Origin of the sequence: Streptomyces sp. NPDC058279, assembly GCF_042881255.1 — a bacterium.
Lineage (GTDB): Bacteria > Actinomycetota > Actinomycetes > Streptomycetales > Streptomycetaceae > Streptomyces.
Genome location: NZ_JBHVYA010000005.1, coordinates 182,014 through 204,512 on the forward strand (window position 1 = coordinate 182,014; position 22,499 = coordinate 204,512).

Consider the following 22,499-nt stretch of genomic DNA (forward strand, 5'->3'; position numbering starts at 1 on the left):
TCCGCCGCTCCACTCTTCGACCTCGAACGGGAGAACCCTCGTGTCCGAATGGCTGGTCCTGGCCATCGCCATGGCGCTCGTCTGCGCCCTCGTCCTCGCCTGCACCATGCTCCGGCACCGCCGGGTGGCGGCGGACGAGGACACCAGCGAAACCCCCGACGTCATCGAGTACATGACGATGATGGTCGGCGTGGTCTACGCGATCGTCCTCGGCCTGGCCATCGCGGGCGTCTGGGAGGCGCGCGGCTCCGCGGAGGACAGCGTGCGGCGCGAGGCGCAGTCGCTGTACGAGGTCACCCAGCGCGCCGACGTCTACCCGACACCGGTGCGCGACCGCATCCGCGGGGAGGTGGACGCCTACGTCTCCCACACCGTCAACGTGGACTGGCCGCGACTGACCTCGGGCCAGGCCGCCTCCGCGGAGGGCGCGAACCTGCTCGGCAAGCTGCGCACCGACGTCACCCACCAGAGCCCGGCCACCGAACTCCAGGCGCAGGCGTACCAGCCGCTCCTGGACCACATCGCCGCCGCCGACGACGCCCGGCACTCGCGGATGCAGAGCGACGAGTCGACGCTGCCGGGCGTGGTGTGGTTCGGGCTGCTGGTGGGCGAGGTGGTCACGGTCGGGCTGATCTTCACGCTCCAGATCCGCCGCTCGGGCCGCGAGTTGTTGCTGGCGGGGCTGTTCAGCGCGCTGATCGTGTTCCTGCTGTTCATGGTGTGGAGCTTCGACGCGCCCTACGGTCGGGACGGCACCGATTCGGCGGGACCGTTCCAGGACCTCTTCCCGACGGTCACGATCGCCGCGGCACGCTAGGTCCTGTCGTCAAAGTAGCGCCGTTTAAGGCCCGCGATGTCCGGTGCCGTGCATCGCAAGGCGGAGGGGCGCCCGTGTACTGGACGTACTCGGGCGCTCCGACAACGCAGCGAGGTGCGGTGCCGGACATCGCGCGCCAGGCGGGACTTTGACGACAGGGCCTGGCGTCCGGCGGACGCTCTCACAGGCCGCTGCCCGACAGGGCGGCGGCCTGTCGTCGTGCCGCCGCCACCAAGGGGGAGTGCCGCAGGGCGTGGGAGATCCGTACGAGGTCGCGCGGACCGTCGGCGGCGACGTGCACCCGCTCCGCCCCGTCGTCCGGGCCGGCCGCGCCGCCGGTCCCCTCCGGGTCGACGGTGCTGGTACGCACCGCCGCGGCCACCATCGCGGCATCGGCCACGGCGCGGGCGGTGGCCTCGTCGGCGCCGTTCGCGCGGGCCTGCTCGTAGGCGAGGTCGCGTCGGCGGGGGTCGAGGCACGGGCCCAGCCGCAGGAAGCCGTCGTGGATGTCCGACTCCCGCTGGATCACCCTGATCTCCGCCGGGGACCACCAGGACATCCGGACCGAGGGGGTGCCGGCCGGCGCGGTGCTCTGCATCTCGTGCCAGAGGGTGCCCAGGCGCCGGTACGTCGACCAGGTGCGCCAACTGTCGGAGACCCGCTGGCACAGCAGCGGCAGCACGAAGCCGATGGCGCTGACCAGGGCCCCCATGGAGGCGAGCGGCGGCGCGACGAGGGTGCTCAGGTCGTCCAGGTCGTGGCCGGTCCAGCGGGCGACGACGGCCGACATCTTGGCGGCGTCGTAGGCGAGGCTGAAGGAATAGCCGCCGACGATGATGAACAGGCCCGTGCGCAGCCAGCCGCGGACCTGGAGGGCCCAGCGCCAGCACATGGCCGTCATGGTGATGGCGGCGACGTTGTGCGCCAACAGGTACGCGGCGATCATCAGCCGGATGTAGGGGGTGTTGGCGTAGTACGTGTCGAAGTCGCGCAGTCGTTCCACGGGGGCCGAACCGAGCGCGTACACGACGACGATCGTGCCGATCACCACGGAGTAGCCGGAGATCCAGCGGCGGGAGGTGCGCCGGATCTCCTCGGGCTCGCCGCCGCGCCAGTTGAAGACGAGCACCAGGCAGGAGGCGCTGAACGCGGTCATCAGGCAGTACACCAGCGGGGCGGAGACGTTGGAGACGCCCGTCCAGCGGTTGACGGCCGCGATGGTCGGCGGGGCGGCGAACGTGAACACCGCTCCGGCCAGGGTCAGCAGGACACACACGGACCGCAGCAGGGGGTCGCGCCAGTCGGCCCGCAGGGCCGGGACCTTGAAAGCGAGGGAGACCGCCATCGCCACCGCGGGGATGTAGTAGTCCTGTCCGTTCAAAGCTCGTTCCTGTGCCCCCGGTAGCCGAGGGACGTTTCGATCCTGCCGGCGAGCTGGTCGCGCTGCGCGGGGGCGCGGTGACCCCCCGAACCCGCCAGCCAGTTGCGGCAGCGGCTGCCGAGCAGCAGCCCGAAGGTCTCCGCCTCCGTCTCCTCCCGGACGTCGGCGCGGGTGCGCGCGGCGACTCGGCGGACCGTCTCGCCGATGTCGGCCTCGCCGGCCAGCAGCCGGGCGGCGACGGCGGCGCCGTCGACGTGGTGGCTGCAGTGGCCGGCCTTCATGTGCCACAGTTCGTGACCCAGGATCACCAGTTGGTGGTCGGGCGCCGTGCGTTCCTCGATGACGATGAGATCGCGGTCCGCCATGTCGAGCCACAGCCCGCTGGCCGTCCCCTGGGGGAACGCGGCCATCCGGAATTCCACCGGTCGGCCCCGTTGTCGGCTCATGCCCTCGCAGAGGGCGGCGTAGAGGCCCACAGGCTCCACGGGGGCGGTCAACTTGATGCCGGCCACCAGTTCCCCGCAGAACCGCCGCTGCTCTCTGCCTATGCTCACCGTTCTCCCCGTCGGCGCGGATCCGGATCAGGACTCAAGGATTCAGATCCAGACTTTCGACTGGGTCATGATTCGTTCGGTTTGACGCTTTCGAGGAGCATGTCCAGCCATTCGGTCACCTTGTCCCGGTGCTTGTCGCTGGGCAGTTGGGCGGCGCGCCAGGCGATGCCCCGTACGCCGTGGTTCTGGAGGAGTCTTGCCAGCGGATCGCCGGCTGATGCGGCCTCGGCGGGGACGGTTTCGCGCTCACGACCGGCGAAGTCCTGGAGCAGCTGCTGCTCGGTGCGCTGGAGGGCGTCGGTGAGGGCGTCGGCGTCGTGGGCGGTGAGGAAGCCGGCGTGTACCCCGAAGAAGCGCTGGATGGCGTCACAGTGCTCCATCGTGGGCCGGCGGTCGCCGTTGATCAGGGCGCCGGCCTGCTGCCGGGACATCCCGGCACCGTCCGCGATCTCCTGCTGCGTGTAGCGCCGACCGTTGGGCTTGACCCTGGTCCGCCGGAGCAGGTCGAGACGCTGGAGGAAGCGGGTCTGCAGGTCGGGTTCGCCGGCGCGCCGACCGTCGAGCAGGGTTTTGATCACGTCCGTCGGGACACCCGAGGCTTCGGAGAGTCGGCGGAGGTCGAATACCTGGTTCAGGTCGCGGCCCATCTTGCCCGCGAGTTCGGCGACCCGCGTGACGGTGGCTGCCAGAGACGCGTTGGCCACCGCGACGGGAGCCGGGAAGCCGTCTGTCACCAGTGGTTCTCCTAGATCGCGCGGGGTCAATACGGGCACGGGGTCGGCCCCAGGGAATCTATCCGGTCTCCCCCCGGAGGGCCAGAACTTGCCACAGCTGTGGCGCGAATGAGCTGTCGTCAGGCTGGAATTGCCACAATAGTTGACACTCGAATGAAGTCGGTAGCAGGATCGCCACACGGAAATGAAGATCCAGACCGTGAGGAGGGGGAGCTCTCGGTGCCACATCTCGCAGCGGTGGGCCCGTCCGATGGCCTCGCCCGAGCCGGCGAGGAACGCCTGACGGGCGATGACTCGGCCCGTGGCGCAGTGCGGTCGGAGCGACGCAAGGAGCTTTTGCGCCAGCGCCGCGAGGAACTGGGCCTGAGCCAGGAAGACCTCGCCGCACGGCTGCGCATCAGTGTGCGGGCGTACGGCAATTGGGAACGCGGACTCGTCAAGGAATGGACGGACCGCAAACTGCTCGCCCTGGCAGAGGCCCTGGAGATGAGCGAGCGGCAGTGCTTCTGGCTGTTCCGGGTCATGGTCGACCGGGACCCGCCGCCCACCTGGCGGGCCGCCGAGGAGAACCGGCTGCCCGAGGACCCCGCCCAGCGCGACTACCTGTGCGACTACGCGGCCCTCATGGAGGCCGTGCCCTACCCGAGTTTCCTGGTGGACCACCGCTGGGACGTGGCCCTGACCAACTCGGCCTTCGACAAGCTCTTCCAGTCGGTGCGCCCGCACCCCACCGCCCTGCCGGACGACAACTTCCTGCGCTTCGTGCTGTTTCACCCGGACGCCGCCGCGGTGCTGGAGGACCACGAGCCGGCCTGGTGCGTCCCGCTGCTGGCCAGGTTCGCGACCGCGCTGGCCGGCGCCCCGGACGACGAGGGATTGCGGAGCATCCGGCAGGAAGTGGCCCGGGACCCGTTCATGGAGGCCGCCTACCGGTACGGCGTCCCGCACTGGCTCAGCACCCACGGCGCGGACGCCGCCGAGCAGGACGGGGCGGTGCGGACGGTGCGCCACCCCGATCCCGGCTGGGGTCTGGTGCGTTGCCGGATGGTGGCGGAATCCAGCCGGATGCTGGAGGCGATGGGGCTCACCCGGATGACCCTGATCCTCTCGGCGCCGCAGGGCCTGCCGGCCGGACCGGTGCGGCCCGGCCAGGGGTTTGCGCAGCAGCAGGGCGCGCGGTTGCGCGCGGTGCCGTCGCTCGGGGACTGAACGACGCGCGGTGCGAGGAGTCGGGCCGATCGGGAGGACCGGCCGGGGCGGTCGGGGTCGGGACGCCCGGCCCGACCCGGGCGATCGGGGGACGGGGTCGGCGGGCCGGGTCGGAGGCCCCTCCGATCTGCCGTGACGGCCGGGTTCCGGTGGATTCCGGCCGAGGGCGCCCCCGCTGCGCCCTCGGCGGGGGACACTGGAGACCTTGATCGTGTGTCGCGCCGCGTCGGCCCGGCCCGGGCGCCCCAGCCGGGTCGCGCCGCCGCCGTGTCACCGATCGTGGCACTGGCGAAGGGCGGTAGGGACGTGCGGCTGACCATCCTCGGCGGGGGCGGCTTCCGCGTACCGCTCGTCTACGGGGCACTCCTCGGCGATCGCGCCGAGGGCCCGGTGACCCACGTGACCCTCTACGACGAGGACCCGGCCCGGCTCACCGCCATGGCCCGGGTCCTCGCCGACCAGGCCGCGGGGGTGGCCGACGCCCCGGCCGTCACCGCCACCGACGACCTCGACGAGGCGCTGCGCGGAGCCGACTTCGTCTTCTCCGCCATCCGCGTCGGCGGCCTGGAGGGACGCGCCGCCGACGAGCGGATCGCCCTCGCCGAGGGCGTCCTGGGCCAGGAGACGGTGGGCGCGGGCGGGGTCGCGTACGGCCTGCGCACGGTGCCGGTGGTCCGGGAGATCGCCCGCAGGATCGCCCGTATCGCCCCCGAGGCATGGGTCATCAACTTCACCAACCCGGCCGGTCTGGTCACCGAGGCCATGGCCGAGGTCCTCGGCCAGCGGGTCATCGGCATCTGTGACTCCCCGGTGGGCCTCGGCCGGCGCATCGCGCGCCTGCTGGGGGTCCGGCCCGAGGAGGCGTGGATCGACTACGTCGGCCTGAACCACCTGGGCTGGGTCCGCGGGCTGCGCGTGGCGGGCCGCGACGAACTGCCCCGGCTGCTGGCCGACACCAAGGCGTTGGAGTCCTTCGAGGAGGGCCGGCTCTTCGGCGCGCAGTGGCTGCGTTCGCTCGGCGCGATCCCCAACGAGTACCTGCACTACTACTACTTCAACCGCGACACCGTGCGCGGCTACCAGGAGGCCCCGCTGACCCGCGGCGCCTTCCTGCGCGACCAGCAGCGCGAGTTCTACGCCCGGGCCGGGCGCGAGGGACAGCCGCCCGGGTCGGCGCTGGCCGCCTGGGACCGGACGCGGGCCGAGCGGGAGGCCACGTACATGGCCGAGAACCGGGAGGCGGCGGGCGCCGGCGCGCGCGAGGAGAGCGACCTGGAGTCCGGCGGCTACGAGAAGGTCGCCCTCGCGCTCATGCGGGCCATCGCCCGGGACGAGCGGGCCACCCTGATCCTCAACGTGCCCAACGGCTCCACCCTCGCGGCGCTCGACGCGCGGGCGGTGATCGAGGTGCCCTGCCTGGTGGACGCCAACGGCGCCCACCCGGTGTCCGTCGACCCGCTGCCGCTGCACGCGGTGGGCCTGGTGACCTCGGTCAAGGCGGTCGAGCGGGAGGTCCTGGCCGCCGCGGCGAGCGGCTCGCGCGCGGACGCGGTCAAAGCCTTCGCCCTGCACCCGCTCGTGGACTCGGTGACCGTGGCCCGCCGGCTCCTCGACGGGTACGCGGCGCAGCACCCCGGCCTGGCCTACCTGCGCTGATCCGCCGTGCGGCCGGCCCCCCGGTCACCCGTACGGCCCGCGCCGCATGCGGCGGGCGGGGGGCGCTGTGAGAGTGCGAGATGTGACCACAGCCCCCGCCATGGCCGCCGCGCCACCCGTGCTCGACCGGCGGCGGCGCAACGTCGTCTTCGGCACGATCATGCTGGGCGTCCTGCTGGCGGCACTGGACCAGACCATCGTGGGCACCGCCCTGCCGACGATCGTGGCGGACCTCGGCGGCGCGGCCCACATGTCGTGGGTGGTCACCTCCTACCTGCTGGCGGAGACCGTGGCGACGGTCCTGGTCGGCAAGTTCGGCGACCTCTTCGGGCGCAAACTCGTCTTCCAGGTCTCGGCGATCGTCTTCATCACCGGTTCGTTCCTGTGCGGACTGTCCGGCAACATGACCATGCTGATCCTGTGGCGGGGACTCCAGGGCGTCGGCGCGGGCGGCCTGATGGTCACTTCCATGGCGCTGATCGCCGATGTGGTGCCGCTGCGCGAACGCGGCAAGTACCAGGGGGCGATCGGCGCCGTGTTCGGCGTCGCCACCGTCATCGGGCCGCTGCTCGGCGGGCTGTTCACCGACCACCTGAGCTGGCGCTGGGCCTTCTACGTCAACGTCCCGATCGCGATCCTGGTGGTGATCGCCGCCGCCCGGACGATCCCCTCGGTACGGGCGACGGGCAAGCCCGTCATCGACTACCCGGGCATCGCGCTCGTCGCCGTCGGCGCGAGCGCGCTGATCCTCGCGACCAGTTGGGGCGGAAACGAGTACGCCTGGAATTCCGCTCTGATCATCGGCCTCTTCGCGGTCGGCGCCGCGGCCCTCGCCCTGTTCTGCGTGGTCGAGACGCGGGCCGCCGAACCGATGCTGCCGATGCGACTGTTCCACAACCCGGTCTTCAGCGTGTGCTCGGTGCTCAGCTTCGTCGTCGGCTTCGCGATGCTCGGCGCGATGACGTTCCTGCCGACGTACTTGCAGTACGTCGACGGCGATTCCGCCACCGTGTCGGGCGTCCGGACGCTGCCGCTGGTCGTCGGCCTGCTGATCGCCTCCGTCTTCAGCGGCAGCGTCACCTCCAAGACCGGCCACTACCGGATCTTCCCCATCGTGGGCTGCGCGGTGATGGGCGTCGGGCTGTACCTTCTCTCCCTGATGGGCCGGGGCACCTCGGCCTGGTCGGAATCGCTGTACATGTTCGTGCTCGGCGCCGGCATCGGACTGTGCATGCAGGTCCTGACGATCGCCGTGCAGAACACCGTCGACTACGCCGATCTCGGCACGGCCACGTCCGGTGTGACGTTCTTCCGTACGCTCGGCAGCGCCTTCGGCACCGCGGTCTTCGGCACGATCTACGCGAACACCCTCGCACCCCAGCTCGCGGTGGGCGTCGCGGAGGCGGCCCGTGCCACCGGCCGGGACCCGAGATTGCTGGGCCTGGCCGCGCGGAGCCCGCAAGGGGTGCACGCGCTCGATCCGGCCGCCGCCGGGCCGATCATCGACGCCTACGCGCGGACCCTGCACACGGTGTTCCTGTGGACCGTGCCGGTGGCCGGGCTGGGCTTCGTCGTCGCGCTGTTCCTCAAGGAGGTCCGGCTGCGTGACAGTGCCCGTGCCTCCTCGACGGACATGGGCGAGGGCTTCGCCTCACCGGTCACCGCCTCGGGGGACTCGGCGAAACTGCTGGAGCTGGCGGTCGGCAAACTCGTCCGGGGCATGGGCCCCGAGACGGCGCGCGGGATCGTGAACGGCTCCGACACCCGACTGGACATCGCGGGCGCGTGGACGGTCATGCAGGTCGACCTGCTGATCCGGACGGTCGGACACGCGAGCATCGGTCTCGTCGCGGCCCGCCGGTCGCTGCCGCCCGAGGTACTGCTGCCCGTCTTCGACCGGATGGTGGAGGAGGGCTACCTGAGCCGGGAGGGCGTCTTCTTCTCGCTCACGCCGGCGGGGGAGCGGGAGGCCGCGGTGATCTCCAAGGCCTGGGCCGACTGGCTGGGCGACCGGCTGGAGCGGGACGGCGGCCGGCCCCGCAGCGCGGCCCTGCGGGCGGCGGCGGACGCGATCGCCAAGCGCCTGCTGGCGGAGGACCTGGCGGAGGGCAACTTCGCCCCCCGCCCGGCGCCGGCCTGAGCCGTCCTCAGGGTGCCCCGGGGACGTCCCGCGGGGTCGCGAGGTAGTCGTGCGAGGGGACGTGGGGGAGGGCGGGGGTGAGGTCCGGGCGCCAGGTGCGCAGGACCGTCGCCGTGGGCGCGTAGAGCGCGGAGGGGATGTCCGTCGGGGCGAACCAGGACCAGCGGGCGATCTTGTGCGGCTCGGTGACGGCGGGGGTGCCCTCGGCGGCGCGGGTGACGGCGGCGGCCGTCAGGCGGGTCAGGCCGGAGCGCGCGTCGAGCTGGACGCCCAGGACCTCGATGTCGTGGGGGGCCGCCCGCAGTGCCGTTTCCTCTTCGAGTTCCCGGGCGGCGGCCTGCTCGAAGCCCTCGCCGGGGTCGACCTTGCCGCCGGGCAGCTCCCAGCGGCCGTCGTGGGCCTGGCCGAGCAGCACCCGGCCGTCCGGGGCGAGCACGACGAGGCCGACGCCGACGACCGCGTTGGGTCGGGGGGCGGCGCGTTCGGGGCGTTCGGCGCGTTCGGCGCCTGCGGCGGGCTCGGCGGGCTGGGCGGGCTGGGGGCGTTCGGCGGCGGGTTCGGGGCTCATGGGCGTCCTTCCGGGGAGGGGGAGGCGGCGGCGGGGCGGGCGCGGACGTGGATGCGCTCGCCCTGGGGGCCGAACAGGCTCAGGAACTCGGCCGGTTGTGTACCCGCGTTGAAGAAGGCGTGCGGCGTGTGCGTGTCGAACTCGGCGGCCTCGCCGGCCGTGAGGACGAGGTCGTGCTCGCCCAGCAACAGTCGTACCCGGCCCGAGAGCACGTAGAGCCACTCGTAGCCCTCGTGGACCCTCGGCTCGGGCACCGGCTGCGCCGGGTCGCGGGGCGGCAGGATCTGTTTGAACGCGTGCACGCCGGCGAACTCGCGCGAGAGCGGTACGTAGGTGCAGCCGTGCCGGACGAAGGGGCGCGGGCGGACACGGGGATCGCCGGTGTCCGGAGCCCCGACGAGGTCGTCCAACGCCACCCGGTGGGCCTTGGCCAGCGGAAGCAGCAGCTCCAGCGTCGGCCGGCGCTGCCCCGACTCCAACCTGGACAGCGTTGACAGCGAGATGCCGGTGGCCTCGCTGAGCTGCGCCAGCGTGGTGCCGCGCCGGCGGCGCAGCGCGCGCAGCCGGGGGCCGACGGCGGTGATGACATCGGCGAGGTCCGCGCCGGGCTCCCGATCACCGTCCGGAACCGGATCGAAGCGGCGCGCGTGATCGTGGGTGGCCATGACACCATTTGCCGCTTCGGCAAGCGCGTTTGTCAACCACCGCCGATGGGGTCCGCGTCCCGCGCACCCGGTCCCCGTCCCCCGGTCAGCCCTCGGGCGCGCCGAGGACCTCGGCGAGGTCGTAGCGGACGACCTCCTCCAGTTGGGCGTACGTACAGCTCTCCGGCAGACGGTCGGGGCGCCAGCGGCGGAACTGGGCGGTGTGGCGGAAGCGGTCGCCCTCCATGTGGTCGTAGGCGACCTCGCAGACCCGCTCGGGGCGCAGCGGGACCCAGGAGAGGTCCTTCTTGCCCGTCCAGCGGCTCTGCGCGCCGGGCAGCCGGGCGCTCTCGTGGGCCGCCTCCTCGGCCCAGGCGGCCCAGGGGTGGCCTTGCGGGTCGGGCATCCGCAGCGGTTCCAGCTCCGCCACCAACTCGGCGCGGCGCTTCATGGGGAAGGCGGCGCAGACGCCAACGTGCTGGAGGGTGCCGTGGGCGTCGTGCAGGCCCAGGAGGAGCGATCCGACAATCGGACCGCTCTTGTGGAAACGGAAACCGGCGACGACGACGTCGGCCGTACGCTCGTGCTTGATTTTGAACATCAGGCGGGCATCGGGGCGGTAGGGGAGATCCAGGGGCTTGGCGATCACCCCGTCCAGTCCGGCGCCCTCGAACCGCTCGAACCAGTCGTGCGCGAGTGCGGAGTCGGTGGTGGCGGGCGTGAGGTGAACGGGGGGTCGAGCGGTGGAAAGGGCACGGGTCAGGGCGCTGCGGCGGTCGGCGAGCGGGGCGTCGAGGAGCGACTCGTCGCCGAGCGCGAGCAGGTCGAAGGCCACGAAGCTGGCGGGGGTCGTCTCGGCGAGCATCTTCACCCGCGAGGCGGCGGGGTGGATCCGCTCCGTGAGGCGGTCGAAATCGAGCCGGCGGTCGTGGACGATCACGATCTCGCCGTCCACGACGCAGCGGTCGGGCAGATTCTCCTCGAAAGCCGTCACGAGTTCGGGAAAGTACCGGTTGAGCGGCTTGCCGGTGCGGCTGCCGATCTCGATCTCGGCGCCGTCGCGGTGGACGATGGCGCGGAAGCCGTCCCACTTGGCCTCGTACTGCATGCCCGGCGGAATGGCCGTCACGGACTTCGCGAGCATCGGTTTCACGGGGGGCATCACCGGCAGATCCATGCCTTCGATTCTGCGGCGGCCCGGCGCGAGCCGCGCGGTGTGCGCGCCCGGCCGGATCCGCCCGGTGTGCGGGCCGGGCGGGGGCCGCCTACCGTGGCGGACATGGCTGCTGCGCGTGATGCGATCGAGCTGGACGCGGGCGGGCGGACGGTGCGGCTGTCCAGCCCGGACAAGGTGTACTTCCCCGAGCGCGGCCTCACCAAGAGGGACGTCGCCGAGTACTACCTGGCGGTCGCCCCCGGCATCGTGCGCGCCCTGCACGACCGGCCGACGACGTTGGAGCGGTACCCGGAGGGCGTGGAGGGGGAGTCCTTCTTCCAGAAGCGGGCCCCGAAGAACCTGCCCGACTGGATCCCGACCGCGCACATCGCCTTCCCCAGCGGGCGGACGGCCGATGAGATCTGCCCGACCGAGCCGGCCGCCGTCCTGTGGGCCGCCAATCTGGGCTGCCTCACCTTCCACCCGTGGCCGGTGCGCCGCGAGGACACCGACCGGCCGGACGAGCTGCGGATCGACCTGGACCCGCAGCCGGGCACCGACTACCACCACGCGGTCGCCGCCGCCCATGAACTGCGGGCGCTGCTGGACGAGGTGGGACTGCGCGGCTGGCCGAAGACCTCGGGCGGGCGCGGACTGCACGTGTTCGTGCCGATCGCCCCACGGTGGACGTTCACGGAGGTCCGGCGGTGTGCGATCGCCCTGGGTCGGGAGTTGGAACGGCGGATGCCCGGCAAGGTCACCACGGCCTGGTGGAAGGAGGAGCGCGGCGAGCGGATCTTCGTCGACTACAACCAGACGGCGCGCGACCGGACCATCGCCTCCGCCTACTCCGTGCGCCCCCGCCCGCACGCCCCGGTGTCGGCGCCGCTGCGCTGGGAGGAAGTGGACGACGCCGAGCCGCGGGACTTCGACATCGTGACGATGCCGGGGCGCTTCGCGGAACTCGGTGACGTCCACGCCGACATGGACGAGCACGCCTTCGCCCTGGACACCGTCCTGGAGCTCGCGGACCGCCAGGAGCACGAGCACGGCCTGGGCGACATGCCGTACCCGCCGGACTACCCGAAGATGCCGGGCGAACCCAAGCGCGTCCAGCCGAGCCGCGCCAAGCCGGCGGACCACTGACATCCCGTGTCGAGCGGGGCCCGTGGTGCGTAGGGTGCGACGGTGACGCGCTCCGACCGGTACCCGCAGCTCTTCCTCGACATCGACGGCCCGCTCATCCCCTTCGGCGGCGCCGGCTATCCGATCCACCCGGTCCCGGGCGGCACCGGCGGCAACCCGCTGCTGGACCGGCTCGATCCCGCGCTCGGGCCACGGCTCGCGGCACTGCCGTGCGAGCCGGTGTGGGCGACGACGTGGGGTGCGGACGCCAACCCGCTCGTCGGTCGGCGGCTGGGGCTGCCCGACCTGCCGGTGCTGGACCTGCCCGACCTGCCCGACCTGCGCGAGCTGCCCGACCTGCCTGATCTGCGCGAGCTGACGGGCGCTGCCCGGACCGGGGCGGGTGGGCTGCACTGGAAGACCCGCCCCGTCGTCGCGTGGGCGGCCGGGCGTCCCTTCGTCTGGGTCGATGACGAGATCACGCCCGAGGATCGCGCCTGGGTGGCCGCGTACCACCCCGGGCCCGCGCTGCCGTACCGCGTCGACCCGCGCACCGGCCTGACCGACGCTGACTTCGTCGTCCTTGAGGACTGGCTGCGCCGCCGGGGGTAGCCGTCCGGGCCGGGGCGCGGCGCGGGCGTTGTTGATGAGGCGTTGATCGGACGTCCATCGGCGCCGGTGAGGATCTCCGTCATGTCGATGAACACGAGCGAGCGCCCGACGACCACCGCCGCACCCGCCTGGTACGACCTCGCCCTGTGCGCCCAGACCGGCCCCGCGTTCTTCTTCCCGGAGCCCGGCTCCTCGCTGCGCGACGCGAAGCGGCTGTGCGGGGCCTGCGAGGGAAGGGTGGCGTGCCTGGAGTACGCCTTGGCCAACGACGAGCGCTTCGGCGTCTGGGGCGGCCTCTCCGAGTCCGAGCGCCTCGCCCTGCGCCCCCGCGCCTGAGCCGGGGACCGCACCCTGGGCCGGGGACCGCGCGGGACATGGCGAAGCCCCGGCAAGCGGGGCCTGCCGGGGCTCGTCGGTGAAGGTCAGGCCTGGCGTGCCGCGATGCGTGCGGCGCGGGCGGCCAGCCGCTCGTCGAACTTGCGGGCCTCGGAGTCCAGGCCGCCCATGAACAGCCCGAGCTCCTCCTGGGCCTGCTGCCCCTCCGGGCCGAGACCGTCGATGTCCATGATCTTCAGGAACCGGATCACGGGGCTCAGCACGTCGTCGTGGTGGATCCGCAGGTTGTAGACCCCGCCGATCGCCATCTGCGCGGCCATCCGCTCGAAGCCCGGCATGCCGTGCCCGGGCATCCGGAAGTTGACCACGACGTCCCGCACGGCCTGCATCGTCAGGTCGGGGGCCAGCTCGAAGGCGGCGCCCAGCAGGTTGCGGTAGAAGATCATGTGCAGGTTCTCGTCCTGCGCGATCCGGGCCAGCATCCGGTCGCAGACCGGGTCACCGGACTGGTGGCCGGTGTTGCGGTGCGAGATGCGGGTCGCCAGCTCCTGGAACGCCACGTACGCCACCGAGTGCAGCATCGAGTGCCGGTTGTCGGACTCGAAGCCCTCCGACATGTGCTGCATCCGGAACGCTTCCAGCTTGTCCGGGTCCACGGCGCGCGAGGCCAGCAGGTAGTCGCGCATCACGATGCCGTGGCGGCCCTCCTCGGCGGTCCAGCGGTGCACCCAGGTGCCCCACGCGCCGTTGCGCCCGAAGAGCGACGCGATCTCGTGGTGGTAGCTGGGCAGGTTGTCCTCGGTCAGCAGGTTGACGACGAGGGCGATCTTGCCGATGTCGGTGACCTTGGACTGCTTCGGGTCCCACGCCTCGCCGTCCTCGAAGAAGCCGGGGAAGTTGCGGCCGTCGCTCCACGGGACGTACTCGTGGGGCATCCAGTCCTTGGTGACCGTCAGATGGCGGTTGAGTTCCTTTTCGACCACCTCTTCCAGCGCGAACAGCAACTTGGCGTCGGTCCACGCCTCCGAGCTGCCGAGGTGGGGGGAGGTGATCGTCACGGGTACTCCAGGGGGAAAGCGAATTACCTACGGTTCCGTAGCCTACGGAGTCGTAGGTTAAGCACGGCATCAAGGACCAGCCAAGCCCCACCCCTACCTATGAGTGGTTACGTCCGGTTATATCCGCAGTTTGAGGGCATGTGGGAGCACCCCCGACCGGGCAAATCGGAAATGAAATAACGCCCTCCGGTGGTCCTCGGCTCATGGCTTGACGGCCGGGCGGGCGGCATCCCGCCCGCCCGGCCGTCCTCCGTGCCCGGCCGCGTGGGTGCTCAGCCGTGCCAGAGCGACTCGCGCACCTCCTCCGCCGTGGTCGGCCGGAGCCCTGCCTCCGCGTCCAGCAGCAGCCAGCGGGTGATGCCCAGCGACTCCAGGAACGGCACGTCGTGCCCGGCCACCAGCAGTGCCCCCTCGTACGACTCCAGGGCGCCGGTCAGCTGCCGCACGCTCGCGAGGTCCAGGTTGTTCGTCGGTTCGTCCAACATCAGCAGCTGCGGGGCCGGCTCCGCCAGGAGCAGCGCCGCCAGCGCCGCCCGGAACCGCTCGCCGCCCGACAGGGTGCCGGCCGGTCGGTCCGCCCGGGCGCCCCGGAACAGGAAGTGCGCGAGCCGCGCCCGGATCAGGTTGTTGGTGGCGTGCGGGGCGAACCGCGCCACGTTCTCCACCACCGAGCGGTCGTCGTCCAGTACGTCGGCGTCCAGCCGCTGCGGCAGGAACCGCGTCGGCACGTGCGTCGTCGCCTCGCCCGACACCGGGGCGAGCAGGCCGGAGATCGTCCGCAGCAGGGTCGTCTTGCCCGAGCCGTTGTGTCCCACCAGCGCGATCCGCTCCGGCCCGCGCAGTTCCCACCCGCCCGGGATCGCGGGGCCGTGCGCCGGGCGCAGGTCGTCCAGCGTCAACACCCGCCGCCCCGGCGGCACCCGAGTGGCGGGCAGCTCGATGCGGATCTCGTCGTCGTCGCGCACCGCCTCCACCGCCTGGTCGAGCCGCTCGCGGGCGTCGGCCAGCTTCTCGGTGTGCATGATGCGGTGCTTGCCGGCCGACTCCTGGGCGGCGCGCTTCCGCGCCCCCATCACGATCTTCGGCTCGCGCTTGGTGTCCCACATCTTCTGGCCGTACCGCTTGCGCCGGGCCAGTTTCATGTGGGCGTCCGCGAGTTCGCGCTTCTGCCGCTGTACGTCGGCCTCCGCGACCCGGACCATCCGCTCGGCCGCGTCCTGCTCGGCGGCCAGCGCCTCCTCGTAGGCGGTGAAGTTCCCTCCGTACCAGTGGACTTCGCCGTCACGCAGGTCGGCGATCTGATCGACCCGCTCCAGCAGCTCCCGGTCGTGACTGACCACCACCAGCACTCCGGACCAGGATTCGACGGCCGCGTAGAGCCGGCGCCGGGCCCGCAGGTCCAGGTTGTTGGTGGGCTCGTCCAGGAGCAGGACGTCGGGGCGGGCGAGCAACAGGGCGGCCAGCCGCAGCAGGACGCACTCGCCGCCCGACAGCTCACCGACCGTGCGGTCGAGGCCGATCCGGGCGAGACCGAGCATGTCCAGCGAGGCCGAGGCGCGTTCCTCCACGTCCCAGTCGTCGCCGACCGCGGTGAAGTTCGCCTCGGTGGCCTCGCCGGCCTCGATGGCGTGCAAGGCGGCGCGGGTGGCCCGGATGCCGAGCACCTCGTCCACGCGCAACGCGGTGTCGAGGATGAGGTTCTGCGGGAGGTGGCCGACCGTTCCGGCGACGGAGATCTGTCCGTCGGACGGGGTCAGTTCGCCCGCGATGAGCTTCAACAGAGTTGATTTACCGGCCCCGTTGAGGCCGACCAGACCGGTTCGGCCGGGGCCGACGGTCAGCTGGAAGCCGTCCAGGACGGGCGTTCCGTCGGGCCAGTCGAAGGAGAGCGCGGAGCAGGTGATGAAAGTGGGGGCATGGCTCATGGAGGTCTCCAGGTTGCGTGAAGTGGTGCGGGCAACGTGGGGAGACAGCCGACGGGTGGTGAAACGTGATCGTGGTCGGTGTCTCGAACCTCAGAAGAGCAATGTCCTGCTCCGTTTCGACGGCAATGGGGCGTCTACGAAGCTACGGGCGGCCCGAGCCGCCCGCAACGCATTAACGGCGAGTGCGGCGTCCGGGCGGGGATCGACGTCAGCGGGGGCCGCGCAGCAACTCCGCCAAGCCGTGGTCGAGATCGAGGTAGAGGTGCTCCAGTCCCGGTGGCGTGACCGTCGCGGCCCGATCCAGGAACCGGTTCAGCTCAGGGGTTGCCATGAGCACGATCGCCACGCCCTCCGGCGCGTGGAACTCGATACTGGTCCGCTCGCCGTCATAGGGGCGTACGCGCACGTCACCCGAGCCGGCAGGACGGCGCAGCCCGGCTTCCAGCAGCTCGCGCGCGAAGGTCCAGGAGACCTCGACACCCTCCAACGTCGCCGGGCCGGGGAAGGCCATCCGGACGGCGAAGGGATCCGAACGGTCGTAGCAGAGGGTGACGGGTACGGTCTCGACCTTCGGTGAGGTGGCGACCAGTCGGGCCTGCACGGCCTGCTCGATGACAGTGATCAAGGCTCGCTCCCTTGCGGCGGATCTGCTGCCGGACTTGGGGTGGCCCGGCAACCGGATAGACGCCCGAAAGCGCAAATCCGTGCAGGCGCATCCGAGTGAGCTGTGTCACCGAGTGGCTTGATCGCTACCGTTCGATCGCACAGAGTGACCGCACGGCGCGGCTGTGGCACGGCGATCAGTCGTCGCCGCACGCCCCGGAGTGGTCGCAATACGGCTGATTACCGCTCACCCCACAGGCGCAAAGCACGGCCCTGGACTCCCGGCGGACGGTGCCGTCCGGCCCGGTCACGCTCAGTTCGCCGCGTACCACCAACTGGCCGGCGGAAGAGCGTTCGACGCTCGTCGGCCGGTCGCCCTCCTCCGCCGGACCGTCGGCGAGCCGGTATTGGAGCGCCCCCGAGGGGCAGCGGCGGACGACCTCCGCGACCCGCTCCGGGGCGGCCCCGTCGGGTCGCACCCACGGGCGTTGCCCGGAGTCGAAGACCTCGGGCAGACCGCCGACGCATTCGGCGGCGTGCAGGCAGCGGGCGCTCTCGTAGGTGACGGTGACGTGCCGGCCCGCGTAGGGCTTCGGCTCCTGCGCGGTGCGCCGCGCATGCTCGTCCTCAAGAGGCATGGCGTCAGCCTAGGAAGGAGCGCGCGCCGACGCACCCTGGACGGGGAATCCGGTGTGCGTTAGCTTCCCGCGCCATGAGACTTCTGGGAGTTGGCATGTGCGTGGCGGCGCTGGCGGTGACCCTGTCGGCCGCGCCCGCGCAGGCGGACACGGGTGGTCCGGGCGACGCCCCGCGCGACCCGCGCGGTACCGGCTGGGCGCTCAAGGCCACGGGAAAGGACGCGGTCCGCTTCCGCGGTCTCGCGGCGGTCAGCCGCTCCGCGGCCTGGGTGGCCGGGTCCAAGGGGACGGTGCTGCGCACCTCGGACGGGGGCCGCAGTTGGCGCGACGTCTCGCCGCCGGGAGCGGTGGCGGAGGGGCTGGAGCTACGCGACATCGAGGCGTTCGACGAGCGCCGGGCGGTCGCGCTGTCCATCGGCGAGGGCGAGGCGTCCCGGGTCCTGCGGACCGAGGACGGCGGGGCCACTTGGACCGAGAGCTTCCGCAACCCCGACCCCCGGGCCTTCTACGACTGTCTGACGTTCTTCGACGCCCGCCACGGGCTCGCCCTGAGCGACCCGGTGGACGGCAGGTTCCGGCTCCTCGCGACGGAGGACGGCGGGCGGAGCTGGCAGGTCCTCCCGGCGGCCGGGATGCCGCAGGCGCTGCCGGGCGAGGCGGGCTTCGCCGCGAGCGGGCAGTGCCTGGTGGCCGCCGGGCCGCGCGACGTCCTGATCGCCACCGGAGGGGGCGCGGTCTCCCGGGTGCTGCGCTCCGCCGACCGGGGTCGCACCTGGAGCGCCGCCGCCTCGCCCGTTCCGGCGGGGGACCCGGCCAAGGGCGTCTTCGCGCTCGCGTTCCGCGACCGTGCGACGGGTCTGGCGGTCGGCGGCGACTACCGCGCCGACCAGGCTTCGCCGCGGGCCGCCGCCGTGACCTCGGACGGGGGCCGCACGTGGCGGGCGTCCGCCACGCCGCCGCCCGCCTACCGGTCCGGCGCGGCCTGGTTCCCACGCTCGCGCGGCGCGGCGCTGGCCGTGGGTCCCACGGGTTCGGGCGTGACGCTGGACGGGGGACGGACCTGGCGTGCCCTGGACGCGGGCTCGTACGACACCGTCGACTGCGCGCCGGACGGCGGCTGTTGGGCATCGGGGGAGAAGGGACGGGTGGGCAGGCTGGAACGGCGCTGAAACGCGACCGGTCGTGACGACGGCGGCCCCGCGTCCCCGAAGAAGGCGACGCGACCCGGCCGGGCTCCGGCCCCCGGACCGCCGGACCCCGGCCCCCGGACACGGGGCCACCGGACCCCGGACAGTCGGATCTCTGACCCTGGATCACCGGGCTCTGGGTCGCCGGAACCAGAAGCCCCGGCCAGCCGGCCCGCCGGGCTCCGGCCCCAGACGCGGCGGTCCGGGTCAGGCCACCGGCAGGGTCTCCCGTACCGCCGCGAGGTCCGCCGACGTCTTCGTGGCAACGAACTCGGTGATCCGGTAGGCGCAGACCCCGGCCACGACGAACGGGTCCCCGGCCGTGATCTCCTCGGCCTCCGCGCGGGAGACGCCCGCGGCCAGGATGACGCCGCCTTCACGCGGTACCTTGCGTCCCGAGGCGAGGAAGACGCCGGACGCGTAGTAACGGTCGAGCCAGGCGACGTGCGCCTCCATCTGCTCGTCCACGGCTTCGATGGGCGCGGTGTAAGTGAGCTCCAGTACGAACATGATCGCCAGGCTACCCTCGCACCTCATGACGACTGCCAAGACCCCCGCCGACGAGACCGAAGCCCGCGCCATACAGGACGAACTGCGCCGGAGCGTGGTGCTGGACCGGCCCGGCCCACCGCCCGGGACGGGGTTCGTCGCCGGCGTGGACGTCGCCTACGACGACGAACGGGACCTGGTGGCCGCCGCGGCCGTGGTCCTCGACGCGGCCACCCTGGAGGTGGTCGAGGAACGCACCGCCGTGGGCCGCGTCAGCTTTCCCTACGTGCCGGGACTGCTCGCCTTCCGGGAGCTGCCCACCGTGCTGTCCGCGCTCGACGCCCTGACGGTAACGCCCGACCTCGTCGTCTGCGACGGCTACGGGCTGGCCCACCCCCGCGGCTTCGGCCTCGCCTGCCACCTCGGCGTGGTGACCGGACTGGCGAGCATCGGAGTCGCGAAGAACCCGTTCACCTTCACCTACGAGGAGCCCGGTGCCCGGCGCGGTGACGCCGCCCCGCTCCGCGCGGCGGACGGCGCCGTCGTCGGGCGGGCGCTGCGCACCCAGGACGGGATCAAGCCGGTCTACGTCTCCGTCGGCCACCGCGTCTCGCTCGACAACGCCTGCGCCCACACCCTGGCGCTCAGCCCCCGCTATCGACTCCCGGAGACCACCCGACGCGCCGACGCGCTGTGCCGGCGTGCCCTGCGCGAGGCCGCGGACACTCACTGAGCGGCTTGGTCGGCCGCCACACGGAAGCGGATGCCGGCCTTCTGGAGCCGGTCCAGCAGCGCGTCGCCCATGGCCACGGCCGTGGTGAGCTGCCCGGAGGTGTCCGGGAGCGCGTCGTAGGCCAGGCACAGTGCCGACTCCGCCAGCATCTTCGCCGTCTCGCCGTAGCCGGGGTCGCCGCCCGAGACCTCCGTGAAGACCCGTCGGCCGCCGCCCGAGCCCACGAAGCGCACGGTGAACCAGCTGCGCGCCCGCCGCTCGGCGTCCGGACCGCGTCCCGGCTCCCAACGGCCCGTCAACCACCGCCGGGCGGCGGGCACCTGGGCCAGCAGGGCCGTCGCCCCGACCGCCGTCGTGGCGCCCACCGCGAACGGCAGGTGCCGCACGGCCGCGTAGTGCCGGTAGCGGAAGTCCGGGCCGTACCGTTCCAGGGCGGCCGCCGAGCGGGCCACGACCCGCGGGTCCAGCGTCGGCAGCGGGAGCGCCCACGCGCCGGTCTCGCGGCTGAAGCGCGGCGCGCCCCCGGAACCCCGTACCCGCCGTCCCGGCAGTCGCGGCTCGTACAGCCGGCGTTCCCGGGCGGCGGCCAGGGTCTGCGGGCCCCGGCTCAGCGCGGTGAGGCCGGAGGCCAGGGTCCCGCCGGAGAGCAGGGCGTTGGAGCGCATGAAGCCGTCGACTCGCAGCGGCACCCCGGCCGGCAGCCGGTTCACCGTGAAGTACGCCCCGAGGTCGGCCGGGATCGAGTCGAACCCGCACGCGTGCACCAGCCGTGCGCCGGTCTCCCGGGCCCGCGCGTCGTGGGCGACGTACATCCGGTCCACGAACTCCGGCTCGCCCGTGAGGTCGACGTAGTCGGTGCCCGCCCCGGCGCATGCCGCGACGAGTTCCGCCCCGTACCAGACGTACGGCCCGACGGTCGTGGCCAGGACCCGGGTGGAGGCGGCGAGGTCCCGTACGGCCCGCGCGTCGGAGGCGTCCGTCCGGATCAGCGGCAGGGTCGCGCACGCCGGGTCCAGGGCCGCCAGCCGCTCGCGCAGCCGTTCCAGCTTGACCCGGTCCCGGCCCGCGAGGGCCCAGCGGCAGCCGGCCGGGGCGTGGGCGGCGAGGTACTCGGCGGTCAGGGTCCCCACGAATCCCGTCGCGCCGAAAAGCACGAGGTCGTAGGCGCGTTGCCGTTCCGCACGGCGTACCCGCTCGTTCATGACGCTCCTCCCGGCTGGTGTCGGTGGCTGAGGTTAGCGTGAGAGCCGACTGTCCGTACGAGCAGGTGTGACCTGCGGTAAGTGGAGGCGTCGATGAAGGCCGCGGTGCGCAAGTGGCAGAAGGTGCGGGAGTTCGCCCTGGGACTGCCCGAGGCGGTCGAGGAGTTCCCCTGGGGACCCGAGGACTGCGTGGTCAAGGTCAACAAGAAGATCTTCGTCTTCCTCGGCAACACCGACGGCCCGCGGCCGCCCGGTCTCTCCGTGAAGCTCAAGGACGAGGCGCCGCACGGCCACGCGATGACCTTTCCGGGCGCCGAACCGACGGGCTACGGCCTCGGCCGGGCCGGCTGGGTTTCCCTGCCGCTGGACGGGAAGGGGGCGCCGGCCGCCGAGGTGCTGTGCGAGTGGGTGGAGGAGAGCTACCGCACGGTCGCACTCAAACGCCACATCGGGGAGCTCGACGCGCGGAGGGAGGCGGCCGGCTGAGCGCCCGCTCTTGTGCTGAGTGGAACACGTTCCTAGCATCACTGGTGTTACATCAGTTGTGTCACACACTTCACCCAACCTCACACGGGGAAACGCTGGGGGCTCGATGGCAGTGTCCGGTACCGGCCCGCTCGCCGGAGTACGCGTCGTCGAACTGGCCGGGATCGGCCCGGGCCCGTTCGCGGCGATGCTCCTCGCCGACCTCGGCGCGGACGTGGTCCGCGTGGACCGTCCGGGGGGCGGCGGCCTCGCCGTCGACCCGGCGTACGACGTCACCAACCGCAACAAGCGCTCCGTGCTCATCGACCTCAAGGCTCCCGGGGGCCCCGACCGGGTACTGGACCTCGTCGAGCGGGCCGACGTACTGATCGAGGGGTTCCGGCCGGGCGTGGCCGAACGGCTCGGCGTCGGCCCGGCCGACTGCCACGCCCGCAACCCGAGGCTCGTCTACGGCCGGATGACCGGCTGGGGCCAGGACGGCCCGCTCGCGCACACCGCCGGGCACGACATCGCGTACATCGCCGTCACCGGCGCCCTCGGCATGATCGGCAACCCGGGCGAGCCCCCCGCCGTCCCCGCGAACCTCGTCGGCGACTACGCGGGCGGATCGCTCTACCTCGTCATCGGCGTCCTGGCCGCCCTCCGACACGCCGGCACCCCCGACGGCGCCGGCCAGGTCGTGGACGCCGCGATCGTCGACGGGACGGCCCACCTCACCGCCATGATCCACGGCATGATGGCGGCCGGCGGCTGGCAGGACCGGCGCGGCGCCAACCTGCTCGACGGCGGCTGTCCCTTCTACGGCACGTACGAGACCTCCGACGGCGGTTACATGGCGGTCGGGGCCCTGGAGCAGCAGTTCTACGACACCTTCGCGGACCTGCTCGGCATCACGGAGCAGGCCCCCGCGCGCAAGGACCCGGCCCGCTGGGGCGAGCTGCGCGCGGCCGTCGCCGCCCGCTTCAAGTCCCGGACGCGCGCCGAGTGGACGGCGGTCTTCGAGGGCTCCGACGCCTGTGTGGCGCCCGTACTCTCCCTCGGCGAGGCGCCCCACCACCCCCACCTCGCGGCCCGGGGCACCTTCACCGACGTCGGCGGAATCACCCAGCCGGCCCCCGCGCCCCGCTTCTCCGCCACCCCGGCCGCGGTCACGAGCGGGCCCGCGCGACCGGGGGCGCACACGGAATCCGTGGCCCGGGACTGGCACGTACCGGGTCTGCTCGGGAAGGACGTCTGATGGAACCCT

At 72.6% G+C, this 22,499-nt stretch carries 23 protein-coding genes; 11 read left to right on the top strand and 12 right to left on the bottom strand.

Features of this window, described 5'->3' with window-relative positions; translation table 11 throughout:
* The first annotated feature begins 40 nt into the window (after positions 1 to 40).
* Positions 41 to 817, top strand: a complete 777-nt coding sequence (locus ACFVXJ_RS12700) for a hypothetical protein (protein WP_389661717.1) — start codon at positions 41 to 43, stop codon at positions 815 to 817.
* 181 nt (positions 818 to 998) lie between these two features.
* Here the strand turns inward: ACFVXJ_RS12700 and ACFVXJ_RS12705 are convergent, their stop codons facing one another.
* The 3 genes from ACFVXJ_RS12705 to ACFVXJ_RS12715 form a co-directional block, all read right to left on the bottom strand.
* The gene (locus tag ACFVXJ_RS12705) at positions 999 to 2,198 is read right to left on the bottom strand and encodes an MAB_1171c family putative transporter (protein WP_389661718.1); all 1,200 of its coding nucleotides are present in this window, start codon (positions 2,196 to 2,198) and stop codon (positions 999 to 1,001) included.
* The gene (locus ACFVXJ_RS12710) at positions 2,195 to 2,752 is read right to left on the bottom strand and encodes a toxin-antitoxin system, toxin component (protein WP_361307904.1); all 558 of its coding nucleotides are present in this window, start codon (positions 2,750 to 2,752) and stop codon (positions 2,195 to 2,197) included. Before ACFVXJ_RS12710 ends, ACFVXJ_RS12705 begins: the two co-directional genes overlap by 4 nt.
* A gap of 65 nt (positions 2,753 to 2,817) precedes the next feature.
* Positions 2,818 to 3,486 carry a helix-turn-helix transcriptional regulator gene (locus ACFVXJ_RS12715; RefSeq protein WP_190185069.1) on the bottom strand — a complete coding sequence of 223 codons (669 nt, stop codon included), beginning with the start codon at positions 3,484 to 3,486 and terminating at the stop codon, positions 2,818 to 2,820.
* A 336-nt stretch (positions 3,487 to 3,822) separates the two neighbouring features.
* Here ACFVXJ_RS12715 and ACFVXJ_RS12720 point away from each other — a divergent pair, with 336 nt between their 5' ends.
* From ACFVXJ_RS12720 to ACFVXJ_RS12730, 3 genes are all read left to right on the top strand, one after another.
* Complete coding sequence (locus ACFVXJ_RS12720; protein ID WP_389661719.1) at positions 3,823 to 4,695, top strand: helix-turn-helix domain-containing protein; 873 nt, start codon at positions 3,823 to 3,825, stop codon at positions 4,693 to 4,695.
* 306 nt (positions 4,696 to 5,001) lie between these two features.
* The gene (locus ACFVXJ_RS12725) at positions 5,002 to 6,351 is read left to right on the top strand and encodes a 6-phospho-beta-glucosidase (protein WP_389661909.1); all 1,350 of its coding nucleotides are present in this window, start codon (positions 5,002 to 5,004) and stop codon (positions 6,349 to 6,351) included.
* 46 nt (positions 6,352 to 6,397) lie between these two features.
* Positions 6,398 to 8,491: an MDR family MFS transporter gene (locus ACFVXJ_RS12730; RefSeq protein WP_389661720.1), complete on the top strand. Its 2,094-nt coding sequence runs from the start codon at positions 6,398 to 6,400 to the stop codon at positions 8,489 to 8,491.
* 7 nt (positions 8,492 to 8,498) lie between these two features.
* Here the strand turns inward: ACFVXJ_RS12730 and ACFVXJ_RS12735 are convergent, their stop codons facing one another.
* The 3 genes from ACFVXJ_RS12735 to ACFVXJ_RS12745 all read right to left on the bottom strand — a co-directional run bounded on the left by ACFVXJ_RS12735 (position 8,499) and on the right by ACFVXJ_RS12745 (position 10,880).
* Complete coding sequence (locus ACFVXJ_RS12735) at positions 8,499 to 9,059, bottom strand: NUDIX hydrolase (protein ID WP_389661721.1); 561 nt, start codon at positions 9,057 to 9,059, stop codon at positions 8,499 to 8,501.
* On the bottom strand, positions 9,056 to 9,724 hold the full coding sequence (locus ACFVXJ_RS12740; protein WP_389661722.1) for a helix-turn-helix domain-containing protein: 669 nt from the start codon (positions 9,722 to 9,724) through the stop codon (positions 9,056 to 9,058). The genes ACFVXJ_RS12735 and ACFVXJ_RS12740 overlap by 4 nt, the downstream gene beginning before the upstream one ends.
* 85 nt (positions 9,725 to 9,809) lie before the next feature.
* Positions 9,810 to 10,880, bottom strand: a complete 1,071-nt coding sequence (locus ACFVXJ_RS12745) for an ATP-dependent DNA ligase (protein WP_389661723.1) — start codon at positions 10,878 to 10,880, stop codon at positions 9,810 to 9,812.
* Between the two features lie 102 nt (positions 10,881 to 10,982).
* Between ACFVXJ_RS12745 and ligD the strand changes: the two genes are divergently transcribed.
* The 3 genes from ligD to ACFVXJ_RS12760 all read left to right on the top strand — a co-directional run bounded on the left by ligD (position 10,983) and on the right by ACFVXJ_RS12760 (position 12,932).
* Positions 10,983 to 12,005 (top strand): non-homologous end-joining DNA ligase, encoded by a 1,023-nt coding sequence (gene ligD, locus ACFVXJ_RS12750; RefSeq protein WP_389661724.1) that lies wholly within the window; start codon positions 10,983 to 10,985, stop codon positions 12,003 to 12,005.
* Between the two features lie 42 nt (positions 12,006 to 12,047).
* Entirely contained in the window at positions 12,048 to 12,596 is a 549-nt protein-coding gene (locus ACFVXJ_RS12755) for a hypothetical protein (RefSeq protein ID WP_389661725.1), read from the top strand.
* An 81-nt stretch (positions 12,597 to 12,677) separates the two neighbouring features.
* Positions 12,678 to 12,932 (top strand): WhiB family transcriptional regulator, encoded by a 255-nt coding sequence (locus ACFVXJ_RS12760; protein ID WP_361307890.1) that lies wholly within the window; start codon positions 12,678 to 12,680, stop codon positions 12,930 to 12,932.
* 86 nt (positions 12,933 to 13,018) lie between these two features.
* On the opposite strand, the gene ACFVXJ_RS12765 is transcribed toward ACFVXJ_RS12760, so the two are convergent.
* From ACFVXJ_RS12765 to ACFVXJ_RS12780, 4 genes are all read right to left on the bottom strand, one after another.
* Positions 13,019 to 13,990 (bottom strand): acyl-ACP desaturase, encoded by a 972-nt coding sequence (locus tag ACFVXJ_RS12765; RefSeq protein WP_389661726.1) that lies wholly within the window; start codon positions 13,988 to 13,990, stop codon positions 13,019 to 13,021.
* 272 nt (positions 13,991 to 14,262) lie between these two features.
* Positions 14,263 to 15,915: an ABC-F family ATP-binding cassette domain-containing protein gene (locus ACFVXJ_RS12770; RefSeq protein WP_389661727.1), complete on the bottom strand. Its 1,653-nt coding sequence runs from the start codon at positions 15,913 to 15,915 to the stop codon at positions 14,263 to 14,265.
* A 208-nt stretch (positions 15,916 to 16,123) separates the two neighbouring features.
* Positions 16,124 to 16,540, bottom strand: a complete 417-nt coding sequence (locus tag ACFVXJ_RS12775) for an SsgA family sporulation/cell division regulator (protein WP_389661728.1) — start codon at positions 16,538 to 16,540, stop codon at positions 16,124 to 16,126.
* Positions 16,541 to 16,715: 175 nt separating this feature from the next.
* Positions 16,716 to 17,156, bottom strand: a complete 441-nt coding sequence (locus ACFVXJ_RS12780) for a (4Fe-4S)-binding protein (RefSeq protein WP_389661729.1) — start codon at positions 17,154 to 17,156, stop codon at positions 16,716 to 16,718.
* 74 nt (positions 17,157 to 17,230) lie between these two features.
* Here ACFVXJ_RS12780 and ACFVXJ_RS12785 point away from each other — a divergent pair, with 74 nt between their 5' ends.
* Positions 17,231 to 18,325 carry a WD40/YVTN/BNR-like repeat-containing protein gene (locus ACFVXJ_RS12785; RefSeq protein ID WP_389661730.1) on the top strand — a complete coding sequence of 365 codons (1,095 nt, stop codon included), beginning with the start codon at positions 17,231 to 17,233 and terminating at the stop codon, positions 18,323 to 18,325.
* 225 nt (positions 18,326 to 18,550) lie between these two features.
* Here ACFVXJ_RS12785 and ACFVXJ_RS12790 read toward each other — a convergent pair whose 3' ends face one another.
* Positions 18,551 to 18,853 carry a YciI family protein gene (locus tag ACFVXJ_RS12790; RefSeq protein WP_389661731.1) on the bottom strand — a complete coding sequence of 101 codons (303 nt, stop codon included), beginning with the start codon at positions 18,851 to 18,853 and terminating at the stop codon, positions 18,551 to 18,553.
* A gap of 25 nt (positions 18,854 to 18,878) precedes the next feature.
* Between ACFVXJ_RS12790 and ACFVXJ_RS12795 the strand changes: the two genes are divergently transcribed.
* Entirely contained in the window at positions 18,879 to 19,565 is a 687-nt protein-coding gene (locus ACFVXJ_RS12795; protein WP_389661732.1) for an endonuclease V, read from the top strand.
* Here ACFVXJ_RS12795 and ACFVXJ_RS12800 read toward each other — a convergent pair.
* Positions 19,559 to 20,767: a saccharopine dehydrogenase family protein gene (locus tag ACFVXJ_RS12800; RefSeq protein ID WP_389661733.1), complete on the bottom strand. Its 1,209-nt coding sequence runs from the start codon at positions 20,765 to 20,767 to the stop codon at positions 19,559 to 19,561. The genes ACFVXJ_RS12795 and ACFVXJ_RS12800 overlap by 7 nt on opposite strands.
* 93 nt (positions 20,768 to 20,860) lie before the next feature.
* On the opposite strand from ACFVXJ_RS12800, the gene ACFVXJ_RS12805 reads away from it, so the two are divergent.
* Both ACFVXJ_RS12805 and ACFVXJ_RS12810 read left to right on the top strand, forming a co-directional pair.
* Positions 20,861 to 21,253 (top strand): MmcQ/YjbR family DNA-binding protein, encoded by a 393-nt coding sequence (locus ACFVXJ_RS12805; protein WP_389661734.1) that lies wholly within the window; start codon positions 20,861 to 20,863, stop codon positions 21,251 to 21,253.
* Positions 21,254 to 21,359: 106 nt separating this feature from the next.
* The gene (locus ACFVXJ_RS12810) at positions 21,360 to 22,490 is read left to right on the top strand and encodes a CaiB/BaiF CoA transferase family protein (protein ID WP_389661735.1); all 1,131 of its coding nucleotides are present in this window, start codon (positions 21,360 to 21,362) and stop codon (positions 22,488 to 22,490) included.
* Positions 22,491 to 22,499 lie beyond the last annotated feature (9 nt).